15 protein-coding genes are annotated in these 19,142 nt (G+C 61.5%); 9 read left to right on the forward strand and 6 right to left on the reverse strand.

Features of this window, described 5'->3' with window-relative positions; translation table 11 throughout:
* Nucleotides 1–44 precede the first annotated feature (44 nt).
* The 4 genes from msrA to OS035_RS11660 all read left to right on the forward strand — a co-directional run bounded on the left by msrA (nt 45) and on the right by OS035_RS11660 (nt 4,189).
* Nucleotides 45–746: a peptide-methionine (S)-S-oxide reductase MsrA gene (msrA, locus tag OS035_RS11645; RefSeq protein WP_222148618.1), complete on the forward strand. Its 702-nt coding sequence runs from the start codon at nt 45–47 to the stop codon at nt 744–746.
* A gap of 668 nt (nt 747–1,414) precedes the next feature.
* Nucleotides 1,415–1,861 (forward strand): hypothetical protein, encoded by a 447-nt coding sequence (locus OS035_RS11650; RefSeq protein WP_097625660.1) that lies wholly within the window; start codon nt 1,415–1,417, stop codon nt 1,859–1,861.
* Nucleotides 1,862–3,088, forward strand: coding sequence for an HlyD family secretion protein (locus tag OS035_RS11655; protein WP_183777861.1), 1,227 nt, complete (start codon nt 1,862–1,864; stop codon nt 3,086–3,088). It abuts the gene before it with no gap.
* 660 nt (nt 3,089–3,748) lie between these two features.
* Nucleotides 3,749–4,189, forward strand: a complete 441-nt coding sequence (locus OS035_RS11660; RefSeq protein ID WP_183777862.1) for a response regulator — start codon at nt 3,749–3,751, stop codon at nt 4,187–4,189.
* A gap of 23 nt (nt 4,190–4,212) precedes the next feature.
* On the opposite strand, the gene OS035_RS11665 is transcribed toward OS035_RS11660, so the two are convergent.
* Nucleotides 4,213–4,950 (reverse strand): TetR/AcrR family transcriptional regulator, encoded by a 738-nt coding sequence (locus tag OS035_RS11665; RefSeq protein WP_183777863.1) that lies wholly within the window; start codon nt 4,948–4,950, stop codon nt 4,213–4,215.
* Between the two features lie 170 nt (nt 4,951–5,120).
* On the opposite strand from OS035_RS11665, the gene OS035_RS11670 reads away from it, so the two are divergent.
* Both OS035_RS11670 and OS035_RS11675 read left to right on the forward strand, forming a co-directional pair.
* Nucleotides 5,121–6,320 carry a multidrug effflux MFS transporter gene (locus OS035_RS11670; RefSeq protein WP_183777864.1) on the forward strand — a complete coding sequence of 400 codons (1,200 nt, stop codon included), beginning with the start codon at nt 5,121–5,123 and terminating at the stop codon, nt 6,318–6,320.
* A 140-nt stretch (nt 6,321–6,460) separates the two neighbouring features.
* Nucleotides 6,461–7,753, forward strand: coding sequence for an MFS transporter (locus OS035_RS11675; protein WP_097625655.1), 1,293 nt, complete (start codon nt 6,461–6,463; stop codon nt 7,751–7,753).
* A gap of 6 nt (nt 7,754–7,759) precedes the next feature.
* On the opposite strand, the gene OS035_RS11680 is transcribed toward OS035_RS11675, so the two are convergent.
* The 5 genes from OS035_RS11680 to OS035_RS11700 form a co-directional block, all read right to left on the reverse strand.
* Nucleotides 7,760–8,797: a LacI family DNA-binding transcriptional regulator gene (locus OS035_RS11680; protein WP_183777865.1), complete on the reverse strand. Its 1,038-nt coding sequence runs from the start codon at nt 8,795–8,797 to the stop codon at nt 7,760–7,762.
* Nucleotides 8,798–8,999: 202 nt separating this feature from the next.
* Nucleotides 9,000–10,040 (reverse strand): LacI family DNA-binding transcriptional regulator, encoded by a 1,041-nt coding sequence (locus OS035_RS11685; protein ID WP_183777866.1) that lies wholly within the window; start codon nt 10,038–10,040, stop codon nt 9,000–9,002.
* A 150-nt stretch (nt 10,041–10,190) separates the two neighbouring features.
* Entirely contained in the window at nt 10,191–10,508 is a 318-nt protein-coding gene (locus OS035_RS11690; RefSeq protein ID WP_097625652.1) for a hypothetical protein, read from the reverse strand.
* A gap of 95 nt (nt 10,509–10,603) precedes the next feature.
* Nucleotides 10,604–12,502: an ABC transporter ATP-binding protein gene (locus tag OS035_RS11695; protein WP_331813714.1), complete on the reverse strand. Its 1,899-nt coding sequence runs from the start codon at nt 12,500–12,502 to the stop codon at nt 10,604–10,606.
* Nucleotides 12,503–12,719: 217 nt separating this feature from the next.
* Complete coding sequence (locus tag OS035_RS11700; RefSeq protein ID WP_183777868.1) at nt 12,720–14,681, reverse strand: ABC transporter ATP-binding protein; 1,962 nt, start codon at nt 14,679–14,681, stop codon at nt 12,720–12,722.
* Between the two features lie 122 nt (nt 14,682–14,803).
* Between OS035_RS11700 and OS035_RS11705 the strand changes: the two genes are divergently transcribed.
* The 3 genes from OS035_RS11705 (at nt 14,804) to OS035_RS11715 (ending at nt 19,123) form a co-directional block, all read left to right on the forward strand.
* A complete protein-coding gene (locus OS035_RS11705) occupies nt 14,804–15,421 on the forward strand; it encodes a flavodoxin family protein (RefSeq protein ID WP_183777869.1) in 618 nt (205 codons plus the stop codon).
* A 297-nt stretch (nt 15,422–15,718) separates the two neighbouring features.
* Nucleotides 15,719–17,125, forward strand: a complete 1,407-nt coding sequence (locus OS035_RS11710; protein WP_183777870.1) for an FAD/NAD(P)-binding protein — start codon at nt 15,719–15,721, stop codon at nt 17,123–17,125.
* A 69-nt stretch (nt 17,126–17,194) separates the two neighbouring features.
* Nucleotides 17,195–19,123 carry a hybrid sensor histidine kinase/response regulator gene (locus OS035_RS11715; protein WP_183777871.1) on the forward strand — a complete coding sequence of 643 codons (1,929 nt, stop codon included), beginning with the start codon at nt 17,195–17,197 and terminating at the stop codon, nt 19,121–19,123.
* The last annotated feature ends 19 nt before the right edge of the window (nt 19,124–19,142 follow it).

The raw sequence follows: 19,142 nt of genomic DNA on the forward strand, positions 1-19,142 counted from the left end.
TCAAGGAATAGGCAAGGATTTGGACCATCGCAGGGAGTAGCACCATGTCCATGTCTTATCGCCGCCGGAGCCTTGCCGCGCTCCTGGCCGCCACGATTTTCTCAATCGCTGCGGGTGTTGCAAGCGCGGCCGAAGACGCTGTCGTCATCCCGCCGCCCGATGTCGACGAGGCAGCCGGACCGGGCACCGAGACCGCCATTTTCGCCGGTGGCTGTTTCTGGGGTGTCCAGGGCGTTTTCCAGCACGTCAAAGGTGTCAAGAGCGCCGTCTCCGGTTATGCCGGCGGCAAGGCCGGAACGGCACGGTATGAAACCGTCAGCACCGGCTCGACAGGTCACGCCGAATCTGTCGAGGTAACGTTCGATCCGAGCAAGGTCAGCTACGGCAAGCTGCTGCAGATCTTCTTCTCGGTGGCGCACAACCCGACGCAGCTGAATTTCCAGGGGCCGGATCAGGGAACGCAGTACCGCTCTGCGCTGTTCGTCGCCGGTCCCGAGCAGCGCAAGGTCGCCGAGCGCTATATCGGTCAGCTCGATAAGGCCCATGTCTTCGCCCAGCCGATCGTCACCAAAGTATCCGACGCCACCGGCTTTTATCCGGCCGAAGCCTATCATCAGGATTTCCTGACGCTCAATCCGACATATCCCTATATCGTCTACAATGACCTCCCGAAAATCGAGAACTTGAAGTCGCTGTTTCCGGCCGACTACCGCAGCCAACCGGTGCTCGTGAAGGCCAAGGGCTGATTGACACGACCGCTTATAGCCCAGCGTTGGCCGGAGCGGCGGTCGCAAATCTCCAACTGCGCATTGGCGGCCCAGCGATTCAGAGTGAATCGCCGCCGTCCCGTGCGGCAATGGATGCGAACGGTGCGGTTGATGAAAGGCAAACGTTATTGGTCGCAAAGTGGGGACGACGGTTCTTTATGCCGTCGGCGCCAGAGCGGCCGTAACGGCGCTGAACCCTACAGTTTGATCATGATCGGCGGGTTGCTAATTCCCTATCCGTGAAGGGCATTGAGCAGGAAATCAGGTCACATTCCAACGAACTCCCGGTTGTCGGTGCCTCGTCGGCGCTCCCAATCCCCCTGGGGACAGTCATCGTGAACCCGTATAATACAGTAACATACTCCACAACCCCGCCAACCTCTCCCTACATCAGAGAAGCAAACGTGGCTGTGTCGTGGCCTTGGGAGTGAAACGTGGACGAAGACGTGGCCGCTGCTACGCGGCAGTTTCCGGCACATGGACTTTTCGGAAGCAAAACCCGAGTTCGCCAGGTGGGAGGCCTCGATAGATCCGACGCGTGGTGAGCGCCGTAGGATGTACGAAGAGTTGGTCGCGGCACTGGCAAAAGAAATCGAAGACGCTCTCGACGACGGCGCATTTCACTCTTTTTCTCTTAGGTGGTAGCAATGGAGCAATCAGTTCATCCAGCGGCAATCGAGCACCTGCCGATTTTCATCACTCCGCCCGGACAGACGGACTACCTTTTCGTTGTCGTCGTTGTCTTTCTGCTGGTGGCCGTGCTCGCAGTTGGAAATCTGTACTTCCAATTGCACGCCCTTCCCGAACGCAGAGCCCACCGTACGAACAAGGTGCAGATGGAGATCGTGGCCGTCCTGGCGCTCATCTCACTGTTCACCCACAACCATCTTTTCTGGATTGCCGGGCTGCTTTTGGCCTTCATTCAGATTCCAGACTTCTCCACGCCGCTTTACTCAATCGCCCAGTCCCTCGGCAAACTCTCCGGCCGCCAGGCTGAAACGACAGGCGATCCTGCTCTGATAGTGGAAGATACTGGGGAAGCAGAGCCAATACCGTCACCGTCCAAGACCAGCGTACACGGAGAGGATATCTGAATGTTTGAGTTGCTTCTCTGCTCCATACTGACGATCCTCCCCGACTATCTGTTCCGGCGCTACGGTCAGGGAAAGCGGATCGGCCGCGACATCACGCTTTATACGGTGTGGTACGAACTCCGGTGGGGTATCACCGCCTGCCTTCTTCTGACCGTTTCGCTGATCACGATGATTTTCTACTTCCATCCGTCAGCCCGGACTGCCACCGCGATATTCCGAACCGTCACGATCATGCCGGAGGCAACCGGACGTGTAGAGGAAGTTTTCATCGGGCTGAACCAGAAGGTCGAGGCCGGATCGCCACTGTTCAGGCTCGATAATTCCGAACAGCAGGCAGCGCTGGAGACGGCCCGTCGGCGCGTCGCAGAAGTCGAGGCTGGAATAAAGGTGACCCAGACCGAGCTTATAGGGGTCGATGGCCAGATCAAAGAGGCGCAAGGTGCCTACCAGACGGCGGTCGACGAATACGAGATGAAGGCGCAGCTCCTGACGAACAACGCTGTCGCCAGGCGCGAGGTCGAACGCCTGGCAACGACGATCGACGGCCGCAAGGGAGCGCTGGATGCGACGGTCGCGAAAAAGCTGACCCTGGAGACACAGATCGCCGTGCAGTTGCCGGCTCAAAGAGCAAGCGCCGAAGCGGCCCTGGCGCAGGCGCAGGTCGAACTCGACAAGACCATCGTAAGGGCCGGCGTCGCGGGTACTGTGCAACAGTTTACGCTGCGTCGCGGGGACGTCGTCAATGCAATGTTGCGTCCTGCCGGGATCCTTGTGCCAGAAGGCGCTGGACAAAGCACGCTGATCGCCGGCTTCGGCCAGATCGAAGCGCAGGTTATGAAAAAGGGGATGATCGCCGAAGCAACCTGCATCGGAAAGCCGTTTACGATCATTCCGATGGTCGTGACCGACGTGCAGGAAGTTATCGCGGCCGGACAATTGCGCGCGACGGATCAACTCATCGACGTTCAGCAGACGGCGCAGCCTGGCACCCTGACGGTCTTTCTGCAGCCACTTTATCCGGGAGGGCTCGATGGCGTGCCGCCTGGAAGCAGTTGCATCGCCAACGCCTATACCAACAATCACGACGCGCTCGCCGATCCAAACATTGGTACGGTTAGGTGGTTTGCCCTGCATATGGTCGACGCCGTTGGACTTGTACATGCGATGATTCTGCGAATTCAAGCGCTGCTCCTGCCGGTTCAGACGCTCGTTCTGTCGGGTCATTGAACGCAGACCAATACGGGGATCGTTTCATCGACGACTTCAAGAAGAGACTTGGTGTGGGCGACTCGTCGGGCAGACGGATCACCGTCGTCCGTTCGGTTGTCAATCCAAAAACGTCGGCGGCGTCCTGCGCAAAGCCAACAAGAGGAACGAACGAAAGGATGGCCACAAGAAGGAAAACCGGAACGGGAAGTGCATGTGCGGACTGGCGTTGAGGGAGGCGGACCGACATGCGCCGAAAAACTTGCTCGGCGGCCATGCAATTACGTGTATTAGAACACCACAGCGCGCATTCTTCGAAACAACATGACCCCTTCTCCGCAGGAGACTGGAGGTTCGAAATACGCCCCGAGGGCTTAAGACTACCAAAGAATTGGTATCCACCCGGCAATGCGCTTCAGATTCTGACCCCACATGGGAGAAATAATTATATCGTCCTTGTCACGCTCCCATCGAGCCGGCTGGCGTGAGATTGAGCACGATTCAGTTTTTCCCCAGCCAATTTAAGAATTTATCAACGTTAACAATACTTTAATTCCAACGAATCACGTTCCGCCGCGGAACATATTGTGGAATTGCCCGTTACCACCGTGAGTTTCGCGCGGGATAGGCTCCCGCAGCGGATCCCTCTTTAGAAGTATGGGCGTAACAAGGGGACGTATCATGGCCACCAATGTCGTGCGGCACTGGCAACGAGATGATCTCATGAAGCAGAGAGTATTGATCGTCGAAGATGAATTCCTGATCGCCCTGGATCTCGGGGCGACCGTCGAAGGCATGGGGATGCAGGTGGCGGGACTTGCGAGCGATCGCGAGCAGGCGCTGCGGCTGGCGCCGCTTGCCGATATCGCCTTCGTCGACGTCAATCTCGCCGACGGCCCGACCGGGCCGGAGATCGGCCGGCGGCTGGCGCAAGAGCACGGCATTGCAGTGGTCTTCATGACCGGCAATCCGGAAGTTATCGCCGATGGCGTCAAAGGCGCGGTCGGCGTTGTGCAGAAGCCGGTCATGCCTTCTGTCGTTCAGCAGCTGGTGAATTATCTTGCCGCACGCCGCGTCGGCATGTTCGCGGTCGTGCCCTCGCAAATGACGGTCTTTGCCTGATCAGGAGGCTGACCGAGACCCGGTCAGCCGGCTATGGCTGCAAGCTCCGGCGGCCGGCCGGCAACATCCGCGGGCCTGCCATAGGCCTTGAGAAACGTACGGACGGCATTGCGTGCCGCCCCTTCCAGTTCTTCATCGCTGGGTGTTTCGCCGAAAAGCGTCATCATCTGCAGGTCGGCATTGCCGAGCGCCACGAACTGCCGGGCGGCGACGTCGAAATCGTCGATGACGAGCGCGCCCTTATGAGCGAGCCGTGCGAGAAGCGCGGAGAGGGCAGTGGTCAGCTTGCCTGGGCCCTGCTGGCGCCAGCTTTCGAACAGGTGCGGATAGCGCTCACCTTCCGTCTGCACCAGCTTGCGCAGGAATTTTCCGTCGTGATTGCAGATGCAGTTCTTGTTGAGGCGTACGGCAAAGGCGGTGAGCCCGTCCTCCAGATTGTCGGCCTTTTCAGGGAAGCTCGACAGCACGGAGAATAGCATGGCGTTGGCGCGGGTCATGACGTCCTCGACGACGGCGACGAACAGCGTCTCTTTTTCACGGTAGTGATTGTAGATCGTCTGGCGGGAGACGCAGGCGACGGCGGCGATCTCGTCAATGCTGGCGCCGGCAAAACCCTGGCGGCAGAAGACGTCGGCGGCGGCATCGAGGATCGACATGCGCTTGGCGCATTGCCCGCGCTGCGTATGCCCACCCATCCGGATTGCCGGTGTCATGCGATCTTTCATGACAAAGAAGATAAGGCGTCTTGACGTTTTAGACAATGGCGTCTAATTTTACATCCGTGTCCAAATTTATTGACGCGTCTGTTTCAACAGAAGATATGAGCTACCGCCTCCGTCTTCGCGAGAACGATCATCATTGAACCCCTTAAGAGCACTGCGGCGGAGCGACGGTCCGGCGCCTTCGCCGCGCTTTACGAAAGATCACCCTTATGACGGCTTCCTTCTTTCGCATGGCCCTCATTCTCGGCCTTCTCTCGGCCATCGGGCCTTTCGCCATCGACATGTATCTTCCCGCGCTGCCCTCCATCGGCCAGGACCTGCATGCCGATAACAACGTCACCCAGCTGACACTTCTCGCTTTCTTCATCTCCTTTGCGCTTGCTCAGCTCGTCTACGGGCCGCTGTCGGATATGTGGGGCCGCAAGCTGCCGCTCTATCTCGGCATCGGCGTCTTCGCCGTGGCCTCGATCGGCTGCGCGCTCTCGACCGACATCGAAACGCTGATCGCCTTCCGCTTCATCCAGGGCATCGGCGGCGCTGCCGGCATGGTCATTCCCCGCGCCATCGTCCGCGACATGCATACCGGCGTGCAGGCCGCGCGGCTGATGTCGCTGCTGATGCTGGTCTTTTCGATTTCGCCGATCCTGGCGCCGCTGACCGGCAGTGCCGTCATCGAATTCTACGGCTGGCGCGGCGTGTTCTGGGCGGTGACGATTGCCGCCTTCATCGGCCTTGTCTTGCTCGCCACCCAGCTTGAGGAAACCCGGCCGGCCAAGGAGCGCAGCGGCAGCGGCCTCAAGAGCGCCATGACGGCCTACCGGCTGCTGCTTTCCGATCGCAATTTTCTGACGCTGACCTTCATCGGTGGCCTCGGCATTTCGAGCTTCCTCGTCTATCTCGCCAACTCGCCCTTCGTGCTGATCCAGCACTACGGGCTGACGCCGACGCAATACAGCTTCGCCTTCTCGATCAACGCCGTCTCCTTCTTTGCGGTGTCGCAGGCGACCGGCTGGCTCGGCGAGCGTTTCGGCCTGGTGCGCGTCATGCGGATCGCGGTCAGCGCCTTCGCGCTTGCCATGGTCGTCATGGCCGTGGTGATGGCGGCGGGCTTCAACCAGCTGCCGGTCATGGCGAGCTTCCTGTTCATCGGCTACGGCTTTCTCGGCCTCGTCATTCCGACGAGCGCCGTGCTCGCCCTCGAGGATCACGGGGCCATCGCCGGCACTGCCTCGTCGCTGATGGGCACGCTGCATTTCGTCATCTCCGCCGTTGCCATGGTGATATCGAGCCTGTTCTTCGACGGCACCGCCGTTCCGATGGCCGCCGGCATCGCCGTCTGCGCCTTCGCAGCCTTCGTGCTGACCCAGGCAACGATCGGCCGCCGTGCCGCGGTTGCCGCCGCCGAATGATCAGGACAGGCCGCATCCGGGTTTCGGGTGCGGCCACCAATCAGGGTTGCGGCATCGGAGAAAATACCTCGCGCAATTGAATATTGACGGGCGGCGCTATCTACGTTCCGACGTAGCAATGTCATTCCGGAGAATACGCAATGGTCGATGAGAAGCGGCTGATCTCGAAAATCACCTGGAAGCTGATGCCGTTTCTCGGCATCCTTTATCTCATCGCCTATATCGACCGGCAGAATGTCAGCTTCGCCAAGCTGCAGATGGTCGATGCGCTGGGCATGAGCGAATATGCCTACGGCCTCGGCGCTTCGCTGTTCTTCATCGGTTATTTTCTTTTCGAGGTGCCGAGCAACCTCTTCCTCGACCGGCTCGGCGCTCGCGTCTGGTTCGCCCGCATCCTGGTCTCCTGGGGCATCGTCACCGTGGCGCTCGCCTTCACGCAGAACGCGACGATGTTTTATATCCTGCGCTTCCTGCTCGGCGTGTGCGAAGCCGGCTTCTTTCCGGGCGTGCTCTATCTGCTGACGCTGTGGTTTCCTTCGGTGTATCGCGGCAGGATGGTCGGGTTGTTCATGATCTTCAGCGCCATCGCCAATGCCGTCGGCGCACCGCTCGGCGGCGTGCTGCTCGATCTCGACGGTCTCTACGGCTTTGCCGGCTGGGAGTGGGTGTTCCTGGCGACCGGTATTCCCGCTATCATCGCCGGCATCGTCACCTTCTTCTATCTTCCCGGCCGGCCGGAAAATGCGAGCTTCCTGACCGGTGAGGAAAAGGACTGGCTCGAACGCCGGCTCGCCGCGGAAAATGCCGGCATGGGCGAACATGCCGGAAACGGCTTCAAGGCGCTGATCGACCCGCGCGTCCTGCTGATGGCGCTTTGCTATATCGCCTTTCCGCTGTCGGCCTACGGGTTGAGCTATTGGCTGCCGACCATCGTCAAGGCCTTTGGTGTCAGCAACACGGTCAACGGTTTCCTCAACATCATTCCCTGGCTGCTGGTGGCGGTGGCGCTCTATGCCGTGCCGGCCATGGCCGACAAGGCGCAATCGAAGACGCCCTATATCGTCATTCCCGCCTTCATCGGCGCCGCCTGCCTGCTGCTCTCGGCGCTGATCCCGAACCACGCCCTGCAGTTCGCCTTCCTCTGCGTGGCCGCCGCCGGGATCTTCGCGCCGCAGCCGGTGTTCTGGAGCCTGCCCTCGCGCTTCCTGAAAGGTGCGGGGGCCGCCGCTGGCCTTGCCGCCATCAATTCGGTCGGCAATCTCGGCGGTTTCGTCGCCCAGAACGTCGTGCCCTGGATCAAGGATCAGAGCGGCAGCACGATCGCGCCGATGTTCTTCCTGGCCGCCTGCCTTGCCGCCGGCGCCCTCCTGGTCTTCTTCGTCACGCGTCAGCTGTCCAGCCGGGAGCCTCCGGCGGCGCCGAGCCGGGTCTGAGGGGCGTCAGCGCGAAAGCGTGAAAGCATCGCTTTCCCCGGGAACGAGTTCCAGCGGCCAGATCCGGTTGCGGGCGCCCTGCGGATAGTGCTCGGCATAGGCCGGCATGCTGGCGAGCAGCGTTTCGCCGAGCTGGGCGCCGAGATCGCGCAGCGACATGCGGAAGGAGGTCAGCGACGGCTGCAGGAAATGCGTGCGCGGCTCCTCGCGGAAACCGACGACGGCAAGGTCGCGGCCGGGCACGATGCCGGCCTCGGCAAGCCGGCGGTAAAGCCCGATCGCCATCAGCTCGTGGATCAGAATGATCGCCGTCGGCCGATCTTCGATCATCAGCAGTTCGTGGCCTGCCTGATAGCCGCCCTGTTCGCTCGACTTCACGCGGATGACGAGGGCGGGGTCGAAGGCGATACCGTAGCGTTTCAGCGCCTGACGATAACTGTCGAGGAAGATGTAGCCGAGGTTGATGTCGGAGGAGGGGGCTGCCACCGCGATCCGTCGATGGCCTTTTGCGACTAGCCGGTCGACGCCGCGGGCCGCCACACCCTCGAAATCGAGATCCATCCAGGTATAGCTGCCGCCGGACGCGCTGCGGCCGAGCGCCACGAAGGGAATGCGGGCCTTTTCCAGGAGCTCGATGCGCCGGTCGGTGCGCCGCGTCGCCGAGATGATCATTGCGTCGACGAGCCGGCGCGCCACCATGCGCTTCAGATATTCGTGCGGATCCTCGTCATCGGGGCAGGGCAGCATGACCAGATCGAGCTTGTGGCGGGAAAAGACGCTCTGCAGCCCGTCGGTGACGCCGAGGAAGAAGTCGTCACTGTTTTCGACCGTCTCGCGGCTGACTTCGAGCATCAGCCCGATGACGTTGGTCATGCCCTGGCGAAGGCTGCGGCCCGATTGGTTGGCGACATAACCGAGTTCTTCGGCAGCAGCGAGCACGCGCCGGCGCGTTTCGTCATTGACGTCGGGCTTGCCGTTCAGCGCACGCGACACGGTACCGATCGAAATATCGAGATGCTCGGCGAGCTGGCGGATTCCCTTCATCTCTGGCGATCTTCCTCCCATGCAGCGCCTAGAACGGGATGATTTTAGGCCCGGTTGGCCTAAAATCTGAATCCTGTTCTACATTTAAAGAATTAGAGCATGATGTCGCCCGAAAACCGCTCACACTTTTCGGCATCATGCTCTAGCGTCATGACCCTTCTTGCCACAGGATGACCTCGGCGAAAAGCCATGAGGGAAGAGCTTACGGTTGGAAGCTTCGGCGGATGACCAGTTCGGGAATGACGCACTCGTAAGCCGGCGGCGAGTCCGGATTTTCCAGCCGCCGCTCCATCAGCGCGACGGCGCGTTGCGCCATGATCAGCGGGTCCTGGCGGAAGGTGGTCAGCTGATAGCTCAGCCAGGCGGATTCTGGTACGTCGTCGAAACCGATGACGGCGACTTCCTCGGGAATGCGCAATCCTGCTTCCAGGCGCACCACATCCATCAACCCGAAGGCGATCTGGTCGTTGGCGCAGAAGACGGCGTCGGGCTTGATTGTCTGCGAAAACAACGCCCGCCCGGCGGTGACGCCGCCGTCATAATCAGAATCGCCGCCGCGGGCGACGGTGACGGATGCGCCAAGCGTCTCTGCCGTCGCCAGGAAGGCGTTTTCACGCTCGACGATGGCAGGCGTTCCGGAGTTGGAGCCAATGACCGCCAGCCGCCTCCGGCCACTGTCGTAAAAGGCGGTCGCAGCCTTCCGTGAGGCTTCGGTGTTGCCGGCGCGTACATGGTCGGCGTCGGGCTCCGACCGGCCGATGACGACGAGCGGCTGGCCGTTTCGCTGGGCGAGTTCGAGGAAACTTGCCGGCGGCGAGCCGGAGAGGATGATCATCGCCTCGGCGCGGTGACCGATCAGCATCTTCTGGGCGGCAAGCAGCTCCTCTTCCGTCTGGCCGGTGTTGACGAGGATCGGAATGCTGCCGCGGCGGATCAGCGATTTAGCAAGGGCTGCGGCCAGATGCGCGCGAAAACCGACTTCCGGCCGCGTCGCGACGATGCCGACCAGGCGGCTCTGATTGGCAAGTACGCCGCGCGCCAGATCATTGACGTGATAGCCGAGCTCTTCCGCCGCCCGCAGCACCTTTTCCCGCGTTGCCGGCGCAACGCTTGCGCCCGGCGTGAAGGTACGCGACACGGCGGAGCGCGAAACGCCCGCCCGTTGCGCTACCTGCTCGGCGCTGACAAAACGCATGCGCTCTTTTTTTGGCACTTTGCCGTCGTTCGCGGGACCATCATTCATTGGCTCTCAGCTATTGCTCGTCTCTGACAGTTGCATGACAGGCGGTGCGGCGGGCGGAATTTTTGCAGAGAAAAGCCGAGGCTGTGGAAGGCAGCCCCGGCTGAGGGTCGAGCGGTGATGACGAGTTCAACACCGCTTCAGACTTCAGATCTACTCACAGACCCGCACGGTTTCGGCGTGGTAGCCGCCATCATAGCGGTTGCGAACATCGCGGTCTTCATACCAGCACCTCGGCTGGGGCTCGACATAGCGGGGGCTCTCTACGTAACGTGGGCCTTCATCGACGTAGCGAGGGCCACCATTCGCGATTGCGCCGCCGATCAGGCCGCCGACCACTCCTGCGGCGACGCCGCCGGCGATGATGCGGCCGGTATTATCGTGATGGTGGTGGTCACGCGCGGCAGCGGGCTGAATAGCCGATCCAACAAGGGCCGTCGCGATCAACAGGCTGCTAATAATTCTCTTCATAACGCTCTCCTCAGTGGGCACTCGCCCCGGATAAAAGGAAAATGCGGCAGCAAGGCGTTTGTTCGTTCAAACTTTGCGACAGTCGGTAACGCACGTCAGGTTGCCGATTGCGTCGCCGTCGTCTCCTCCAAGACATCTTCGGGAATATCGTCGAAAGAGGCGTAATTGAGGTTGTAGAGCCTGGAGTATAGCTTGTTGTTTTTCATCAGCTGGCGATGGTCGCCGCTCTCGATGATTTCGCCGTTCTGCAGCACGATGATGCGGTCGGCCTCGCGGATCGTCGCCAGGCGATGGGCGATGACGAGGCCGGTGCGGTTTTCGAGCAGCTTCACCAGCGCCTTCTGGATCAGCATCTCGGTATAGCTGTCGATATTGGCCGTTGCCTCGTCGAGCACCAGGATCTTGGCATCCGCCACCAGCGCGCGGGCAAAACTCAAAAGCTGGCGCTGGCCGAGCGAAAGATTGCCGCCGCGTTCGCCGAGAACGCTGTCGTAACCATCGGGCAGGCGCATGATGAATTCATGGGCGCCGACCGCCTTGGCCGCCTCAATCACCTGTTCGCGCGTCGCCTCAAGCTTGTGGTAGCGGATGTTTTCGAAGACGGTGCCGGTGAACAGAAAGGGTTCCTGCAGCACCATGGCGATCTGCGCTCCGAGCGAATCCTGCGTCAGATCACGCACATCGTGGCCGCCGACCAGCACCTGGCCCTGCTGCACGTCGTAGAAGCGGTGGATCAGCGACATGCAGCTCGATTTGCCGGAGCCCGTCGGCCCGACCAGCGCCACCGTCTCGCCGGGATTGACCTTGAAGCTCACATGTTTCAGCACCGGATGTTTCGGATTGTAGCCGAAGACGACATCGTTGAATTCCACCGAGCCGTCCATGTCACGCGACAGGGTCTTGGCGCCGGGCGCGTCCTTTATATCGACGGGCACGTCGAGCACCTCGGTCAGCCGCTGGCCGGAGGCCATGGCGCGCTGCATCACCGAATATTGCAGGGTCAGCGAACGGATCGGGTCGAAGAAGCGCTGGATATAGAACAGGAAGGCGACAAGCACGCCGACATCGAGCGCTTGGTTGAGAACGCGGGCGCCGCCGACGACGATGACGAGCGCCATCGCCACGCCGGTCAGGCTGTCGACGATCGGCACCATCACCTGGGCATAACGCGCCGCCGTCAGATGCGTCCTGAGGTTCGCATGCGCCTTGTCGTCGTAAAGCGTGAAGTTGACGCCCTGCCGGTCCATGCTCTGGACGGCGCGCACTCCGTGGATGGCTTCGGCAAGCGCGCCATTGGCCACCGAATTGGTCTCGTGCGCGGCCATAAAGGACTTGCGGGCGAGCGGCAGCCAGAACAGCCGGACGATGAACAGCACCGGCAGCACCGAGAGCGTCAGCAGCCCCAGCTTGAAATCGAGATAGAGCATGACGAAGACGATGCCGAAGAGCAGCACTATGTCGCCGACCGAGAGAACCGAGGTTTCGAGGAATTCCTGCATCGAATTGACGTCGCCCTGCAGGCGCGACATCAGCCGGCCCACCTCGGTCTTGTCCATGAAGGAGAGCGAGACGCGCTGGAGATGCGAAAACATCGCCCTGCGTATATCGAAGAGCACGTCTTCCGCGACGCCGCCGACCAGCGTCTCCTGCGCGTAGCTTGCCGCATAATTGATTGATATGGCGACGGCGAAGGCGGCGATCGACCAGATCAGCGCCGAAGGGCTGCCGCCCGGCGACATGCCGTGATCGATGGCGTAACGGATGATCAGCGGGATCAGCAACTGCATCATCGTGAAGGTCAGGACGGCGACGACCGACCAGGCGACCTGGCGGCGATAGGGGTGAACAAAAGCCCAGATGCGCCTGACGATATTGCCGTCGAAGGCCTTGCCGAACATCTCCTCCTCGACGCGATGCGAACCGACGACTGCCCGCGGCGGGCGACGTCCATCCTCGCGAACGTCGGGACGCTCGGTTTCCAGTTCCTCGGCCATCTCATTCCTCCTGCGGCCATGACGTCGGTGGCCTGCATCTCATTGCTTTTCCTCTTCTCCCCAGCGGGGAGAAGGTGCCCGGAGGGCGGATGAGGGGGCCGCACGGCGCGCCCTTATTTGCCCTTCGCTTCCGCTCGGCGCACTCGTCGCTATCGCTCCTCGCCCCTCATCGCCTCGCTTTGCTCGGCACTTTTCCCCGATGGGGAGAAGAGGGGAGTCATGCGCTCAACACCTCATCGCCCGGCCGCACCTGCAGGTCGTAGAGCGCCTTGTAGCGTCCGCCAAGCGCCAGCAGCGCCGCATGCGTTCCGCGTTCGACGATCCGGCCGTCTTCGACGAACAGGATCTGATCGGCATGCATCAGCGAGCTCAGGCGATGGGCGACGATGATCGTCACCCGGTCGGCGGCATAGCGGCGCATGGCGCTGCGGATGCGCTGTTCGGTGGCCGCGTCGATCGCCGCCGTCGAATCGTCGAACACCATTACCGCCGGCTTCAGCATCAGCGCGCGGGCGATCGAAAGACGCTGCCTCTGGCCGCCGGACAGCGAAACGCCGCGCTCGCCGACGACGGTGTCGTAGCCGATGGGCAGGCCGAGCACGTAATTGTGCAACTGGGCGCTTTCGCTGGCGCGTTCGATGCGGCCTTCCTTCGCCCAGGGGTCGCCATAGGCGATATTGTTTTCGATCGTCGTGGTGAAGAGGAAGGAATCCTGCTGGACGACGGCAACCGCCCGGCGCAGCGATTGCAGCTTCGCCTTGCGGATATCCTGGCCGTCAATGATGATCTTGCCGCCGCTAACGTCGTAGAAGCGCGGGATCAGATGGGCGATGGTCGACTTGCCGCTGCCCGGAGGCCCGACGATGCCGATCGTCTGGCCGCGCCTGGCTTCGAAGGAGACATCGTGGAGCACGGTGCGCTTTTCCGAACCGGGATAGGCGAAGCTGACATTCTCGAAGCGCAGCACGCCGTCGGTCACCGCCAAATCCCTGGCATCCGGCGCATCCTTGATCGCGATGTCGAGGTCGAGCAGGTTGAAGAGGCGTGTGCCGCAGGTGGAAGCGCGGGCGAAAGCATTGACCATCAGGCCGAGCTGACGCACCGGCATCTGCAAAATGGTCATGAAGGTCAGAAAGGAGGCAAGCGTGCCGACGGTGATCTCGCCCGACATCACCTTGCCGCCGCCGACGAAGAGCACCAGGCCCATCGCCGCGAAAAAGGAAAAGGTCATGGCGCTGGTATTGGTTACACGGATGCCGACGCGCTGATGGGCGAGCGCCAGCGCGTTTTTCGACGCCGCCTCGAATTTCGACATTTCGTGGTCCTGCGCGGCAAAGGCTCGCACGACGCGGATGCCGCCGAGGTTTTCTTCCATGATGCGGGTCAGCACCGACAACCGCTCCTGCAGGTCGAGCCAGGTGGCGCGCAGCCTGAGCTGCGTCACCGAGGAGCGCCAGCCGACAAAGGGCACGAAGGAGAGCGCCAGCAGGCCGAGCACGATATCGGTCGACAGCAGCATATAGGCGCCGATGCCGATCAGGATCGACAGCAGGATCATCCGGACGAGCGCCGTGGAAAAATACATGCGCACACCTTCGAGATCGAGCAGGCCGATGGTGATCAGGTCGCCGGAATGCACGGTGTCGTGGAAGCTGAAGGATAGCCGCTGGATCTTTTCGTAACAGGCCAGCCGCAATTCGTAGCCGATGTGATGGCCGACGGCCTCGCTGTAATAGTTCTGGATCATGGTGAAGAGGCCGCGCAGCACGCTGGCGCCGAGCAGGAGCAGCGCCGTGGTCAAAAGCGCGTCCTGCGCCACCTGGCCGGCCGCGCCGCCGCTCATCGCCATCTGCGTGTGGTCGACCGCCTGGCCGAGAAGGCGGGGGATCATCAGCTGGAAGGTGGAGGCAACAAGCGTGGCGCCGATCGCAAAGCCCGATTGCCAGGGGTGACGGAAGGCCATCATGGTGATGCGCACCAATGTGAAGAGGCCTCGGCCCCAGCCTGCCGCAGTTGCAAGCGCCATCGAAGCCGAAGGCTTCGTCGCGCGTATTAACGCATCGCTGCTCACGGTATTTTTTCCAATAGATGTGTGATCGGACGCTGGCCCGAAAAGACGGCAAATCCATGAAAGGATTGATAGCACCTTCACTTTTGCCGATTCCATTTGGGGGTTCAAGTAAAGAATTCACCAACTGGTTATTTTTACGTGAGGTCCCCTCGCATCCCGAAGGGAACAATCGGCGCGCGGGTGGGTTGCGGCAGACAACCCCGTCAGGCAATCATTTCCGGAGAGAGATCATGCCGCTGAAAGCCCTCGCTCTCAATGCAACTTTGAAATCCAGCGATGCCAAGGAGCCGTCTTCGACCGACCGGATGATCGGCCTCATCGACAAGGCGCTGTGGGCCTATGACGTCAAGACGGAGGTGCTGCGGCTTGCCGATTTCAACGTCAAGCCTGGCGTCACATCGGATGAGGGCAAAGGCGATGACTGGCCTGATATTCGCGCCAGGGTGCTCGCCGCCGATATCCTGATCATGGCGACGCCGATCTGGCTCGGCCAGCCTTCCAGCATCTGCAAACGGGCGCTGGAACGCATGGACGCCTTCCTCGACGAGACCGACGATCAGGGCCGCATGGCCTCTTACGGCAGGGTCGCGGCCGTCGCCGTCGTCGGCAACGAGGACGGCGCCCATCATGTGTCGGCCGAGATCTACCAGGCGCTGAACGACGTCGGCTTCACCATACCGGCCAATGCCGTCGCCTACTGGGTCGGCGAAGCGATGGGCTCCACCAATTTCGTCGATCTCGACAAGGTCCCGAAAGTAGTGACCAAAGCCGTCGATATGCTGGCCCGCAATACGGCACATCTGGCGGGCCTTCTAAAGGCTAAGCAATATCCGGGCGAGGGCGGCTGAAGCCGAAAAAACGCCTCGATGCTTCTAAATCCCGTTATCTTTCAATGGCTTGAATCGCCACGGCAAGAAAGCTCTTGCCATGCGCGAGATTTAGCGCTTTGATACACGACTAGTTTAATAGACTATAGACCGAGCGTGATTGCTCCGCTCGGGCACTGTCGAGGCCTCCGGCTCGGACCTCGATGCTGCGGCAGATGTTCTTAAACGGCCGCATGAACCTCATCAACGCATGATCCGCTTTTATGCGTTGAAACCTCGATCGACACACGGTGCGGATGAAGCCGCAAAGGAGTTGCGATGACGGTTCAGGGACTTTTTTCCGCCAGAGCCAATGCGGCGGCACAGATATCGGCCGTGCCGCGTATCGCGATCGTCGGCCGCGGCTTTTCCGGCATGATGGCGGCCATCGCCTTGATGAAAACGCTGCGCGCGCCTTTCCATTTGCAGCTGTTCGATCCGAATTCGTCGGTCAGCGGCGGGCAGGCGCTGGCGTCAGCGCGGGCCTCGACAATCCTCAACACCCGCGTGCGCGATCTCTCGGTGTCAGTCGGCGACAATGACGATTTCAACGACTGGCTCTGCAGCAATGCCGCCTTCCGCGCCGCGGTGCCGGCCGCCATCCCCGGTTTCCGGCAGATCTTCGTGCCGAAGGAAATCTTCAGCGATTACGTCTATCAGCGTTTCTCGGAAGCGCTTGCCGCGCGCAGGGACATTACCGTCCAAGTCTGCAACGATCCGGTCGTGGCAATCCGCAGGAGCCATGGCAACCGCTTCCTGCTCGAGAGCGCCAATCCTGCCAATCCGCTATTCGATACGGTGATCCTTGCAACCGGCTACGGACTGAACGATCCCGATGCCGGGGAGCGGCAGGCTTCGCCGGTCAGGGCCCAGCGCCTCGTGGCACGGCCACATGCAGTGCTGCTCGGCAGCGGCATCCGCGTCGTCGACCAGCTGCTGCAGCTGCGCGATTCCGGTTATGCCGGCCAGGTGACGATCATTTCCCGGCGCGGCTTCCTGCCTCAGAGCCATACGCCGAATTCAGCCGATCCGGTGTTTCCGGCCGAAGCGCTGCCCGAGAGCCTTCCCGACATCGTCCGCTTCATCCGCCAGGCCTGCCGCGAGGCTGAAGAAGAGGGTCGTAGCTGGCAATCTGTGATGAACGGCCTAAGGAAACATGCCCGCTCGCTTTGGCGATCGTTGCCGGCCCGCGACAAGCACCAGTTCAACCGGCATTTGCGGGCAATCTACGACAGCCATCGCAACCGCCTGCCGGAGGCGATGCACTTGCGCCTGAAACGCGAGCTTGCCGAAGGCCGCACGGTGCTGCGCCGCGGGCGGGCCGGCCGCCGAGGCCTGAGCGGCCTATTTTTCACGCCGGCCGGTTCCTCCGCCGAGGAGATCATCCATGCCGAGCGCATCATTGATTGCCGCTGTCAGGCGCCGGATCTTTCGGCGCCGCTGATCCAGAGTCTGTTTTCCGCCGGCCTTGCCATGCCGGACGAGCTCTCGCTCGGGCTGGCGGTGAACGCGCGCGGCGAGCCTTTTTTCGAGGACGGCTCGGCAATCGCCGGGCTTTTTGCCATCGGCCCGCTCGGCCTTGGCAGCTTGCCCGATATCGATCTCGTGCCGGAAATCGTCTCGCAGGCCTATGCCGCTGCCGAGCGGGTCGGTGAACGGTTCTATCCACAGGTCAAGGCGGTCTGAAAATTGAAGCCGCTTCGGAACCATCCGGCCGCCGCCGCGTTATACAGCGCTGGTGATCAAGAGGGGCTGATGGAAGCGCTGAATCGACAAGACCCGTCTCTTAACGACGAGGGACGCTTTCGCCTTTTGGTCGATGCCATCACCGACTACGCCATCTACATGCTCAGCCCCGAAGGCATCATCACCAGCTGGAATACCGGGGCTCAGCGTTTTAAAGGTTACAAGCCTTCCGAAATTCTCGGCGAGCATTTTTCCCGTTTCTATTCGGAAGAGGACCGCGCCGCGGGCATTCCGGAGCGCGCGCTCACCACCGCGAGGGAGCAAGGGCGGTTCGAAGGGGAGGGCTGGCGCCAGCGCAAGGACGGCAGCCGCTTCTGGGCCCATGTGATCGTCGATCCGATCCGCCGTCCCTCCGGCGAACTTATCGGTTTTGCCAAGATCACGCGTGATTTGACGGAACGCCGGGCCGCTGAAAACGCAATCCGCCAGAGCGAGGAACAGTTCCGCCGGCTGGTCCAGGGCGTCTCCGACTATGCGATTTATATGCTCGATCCCGACGGCAATGTCAGCAGCTGGAATTTCGGCGCCGAGCGGATCAAGGGTTACCGGCCTGATGAAATCATCGGCCGGCATTTCTCGACCTTCTATACCCCAGAGGACCGCGCCGCCGGCGTGCCGCAGACCGCGCTGGGCATCGCCCGCGCCGAAGGGCGGTTCGAGAGGGAAGGCTGGCGCGTGCGCAAGGATGGCACTCGTTTCTGGGCGAGTATCGTCATCGACGCCATCCGCGACGATGACGGCCAGGTTCTTGGTTTCGCAAAGATCACCCGCGATATCACCGAGAAGATGGAGACTCAACGGGCGCTGGAGCAGGCACGCGAAGAGCTGTTCCAGTCGCAGAAGATGGAGGCGATCGGCCAATTGACCGGCGGTATCGCCCATGATTTCAACAATCTGCTGATGGCCGTGCTCGGCAGTCTGGAAATCCTGAAGAAACGCATGCCGCAGGATCTGTCGCTGACATCGCTTGTCGACAATGCCATGCAGGGTGCCCAGCGCGGCGCGGCGTTGACGCAACGCATGCTGGCGTTTTCCCGCCGGCAGGAACTGCATATGGAGCCGATCGACGTCTCCGGCCTGGTGCGCGGCATGATGGATATGCTGAGCCGTTCGCTCGGCCCCCTCACCAGGATCGAGACCTCCTTCCCTATCCGGCTGCCGACGATCCTTACCGATCCGAACCAGCTGGAGATGGCAATCCTCAATCTCGTCGTCAACGCCCGCGACGCCATGCCGTCCGGCGGGCGGATATTGCTTCGCGCGGCCGAGGAATCAGTGCCGCCGGGCAAGGGGCCGCTGCCGTCCGGCCGCTATGTCCGCATCGCGGTGATCGATGATGGCGAGGGCATGGATGCAAAGACGATGGAGCAGGCAATTACGCCGTTCTTCACCACGAAGGGTGTTGGCAAGGGCACCGGTCTCGGCCTTTCCATGGTGCAGGGTCTTGCCTCCCAGTCCGGAGGCCGCCTGATGCTGAAGAGCCGCCTCGGCGAAGGCACGACAGCTGAATTGTGGTTCCCGGTCGTCACGCTCGAGCAAGCGGCCGAGGTCACCGCCGACCCGGCGCAACGTGCGGAAAATACGCCACGCGGGCTGCGCATCGTCGCCGTCGATGACGATGGTCTGGTCCTGATGAATACGACGCTGATGCTGGAGGATCTCGGTCACACCGTGTTCGAGGCGATGGCAGGTCCCGAGGCGCTTGAAATCATGCGCAAGCAGCCGGTCGATCTGGTGATTTGCGACCACGCCATGCCGCGTATGACGGGTGCGGAGCTTGCCGAGGTGATACGCGAGGAATGGCCGGAGATGCCGATCATTCTCGCAACGGGTTACGCCGAGCTCCCGGAAGGCACGCGCATTGCAAATCTGCCCCGCCTCGGCAAGCCCTTCTCGCAGGCGCAGCTCGCCGACGCGATCAGCCGGGTCGCTTCTTAGCAGTTCCAGAAAAGTGTGA

Origin of the sequence: Rhizobium sp. 268, from assembly GCF_036571585.1 — a bacterium.
GTDB classification, from domain to species: domain Bacteria; phylum Pseudomonadota; class Alphaproteobacteria; order Rhizobiales; family Rhizobiaceae; genus Rhizobium; species Rhizobium redzepovicii.

Excerpts from the sequence above, each read along its gene's own strand:
- OS035_RS11695 (WP_331813714.1), bottom strand. The coding sequence starts at position 12,502 with ATGGCCGAGGAACTGGAAACCGAGCGTCCCGACGTTCGCGAGGATGGA.
- OS035_RS11670 (WP_183777864.1), top strand. The coding sequence starts at position 5,121 with ATGACGGCTTCCTTCTTTCGCATGGCCCTCATTCTCGGCCTTCTCTCG.
- OS035_RS11685 (WP_183777866.1), bottom strand. The coding sequence starts at position 10,040 with ATGAATGATGGTCCCGCGAACGACGGCAAAGTGCCAAAAAAAGAGCGC.
- OS035_RS11715 (WP_183777871.1), top strand. The coding sequence starts at position 17,195 with ATGGAAGCGCTGAATCGACAAGACCCGTCTCTTAACGACGAGGGACGC.
- OS035_RS11650 (WP_097625660.1), top strand. The coding sequence starts at position 1,415 with ATGGAGCAATCAGTTCATCCAGCGGCAATCGAGCACCTGCCGATTTTC.
- OS035_RS11690 (WP_097625652.1), bottom strand. The coding sequence starts at position 10,508 with ATGAAGAGAATTATTAGCAGCCTGTTGATCGCGACGGCCCTTGTTGGA.
- msrA (WP_222148618.1), top strand. The coding sequence starts at position 45 with ATGTCCATGTCTTATCGCCGCCGGAGCCTTGCCGCGCTCCTGGCCGCC.
- OS035_RS11680 (WP_183777865.1), bottom strand. The coding sequence starts at position 8,797 with ATGAAGGGAATCCGCCAGCTCGCCGAGCATCTCGATATTTCGATCGGT.
- OS035_RS11705 (WP_183777869.1), top strand. The coding sequence starts at position 14,804 with ATGCCGCTGAAAGCCCTCGCTCTCAATGCAACTTTGAAATCCAGCGAT.
- OS035_RS11675 (WP_097625655.1), top strand. The coding sequence starts at position 6,461 with ATGGTCGATGAGAAGCGGCTGATCTCGAAAATCACCTGGAAGCTGATG.
- OS035_RS11710 (WP_183777870.1), top strand. The coding sequence starts at position 15,719 with ATGACGGTTCAGGGACTTTTTTCCGCCAGAGCCAATGCGGCGGCACAG.
- OS035_RS11660 (WP_183777862.1), top strand. The coding sequence starts at position 3,749 with ATGGCCACCAATGTCGTGCGGCACTGGCAACGAGATGATCTCATGAAG.
- OS035_RS11655 (WP_183777861.1), top strand. The coding sequence starts at position 1,862 with ATGTTTGAGTTGCTTCTCTGCTCCATACTGACGATCCTCCCCGACTAT.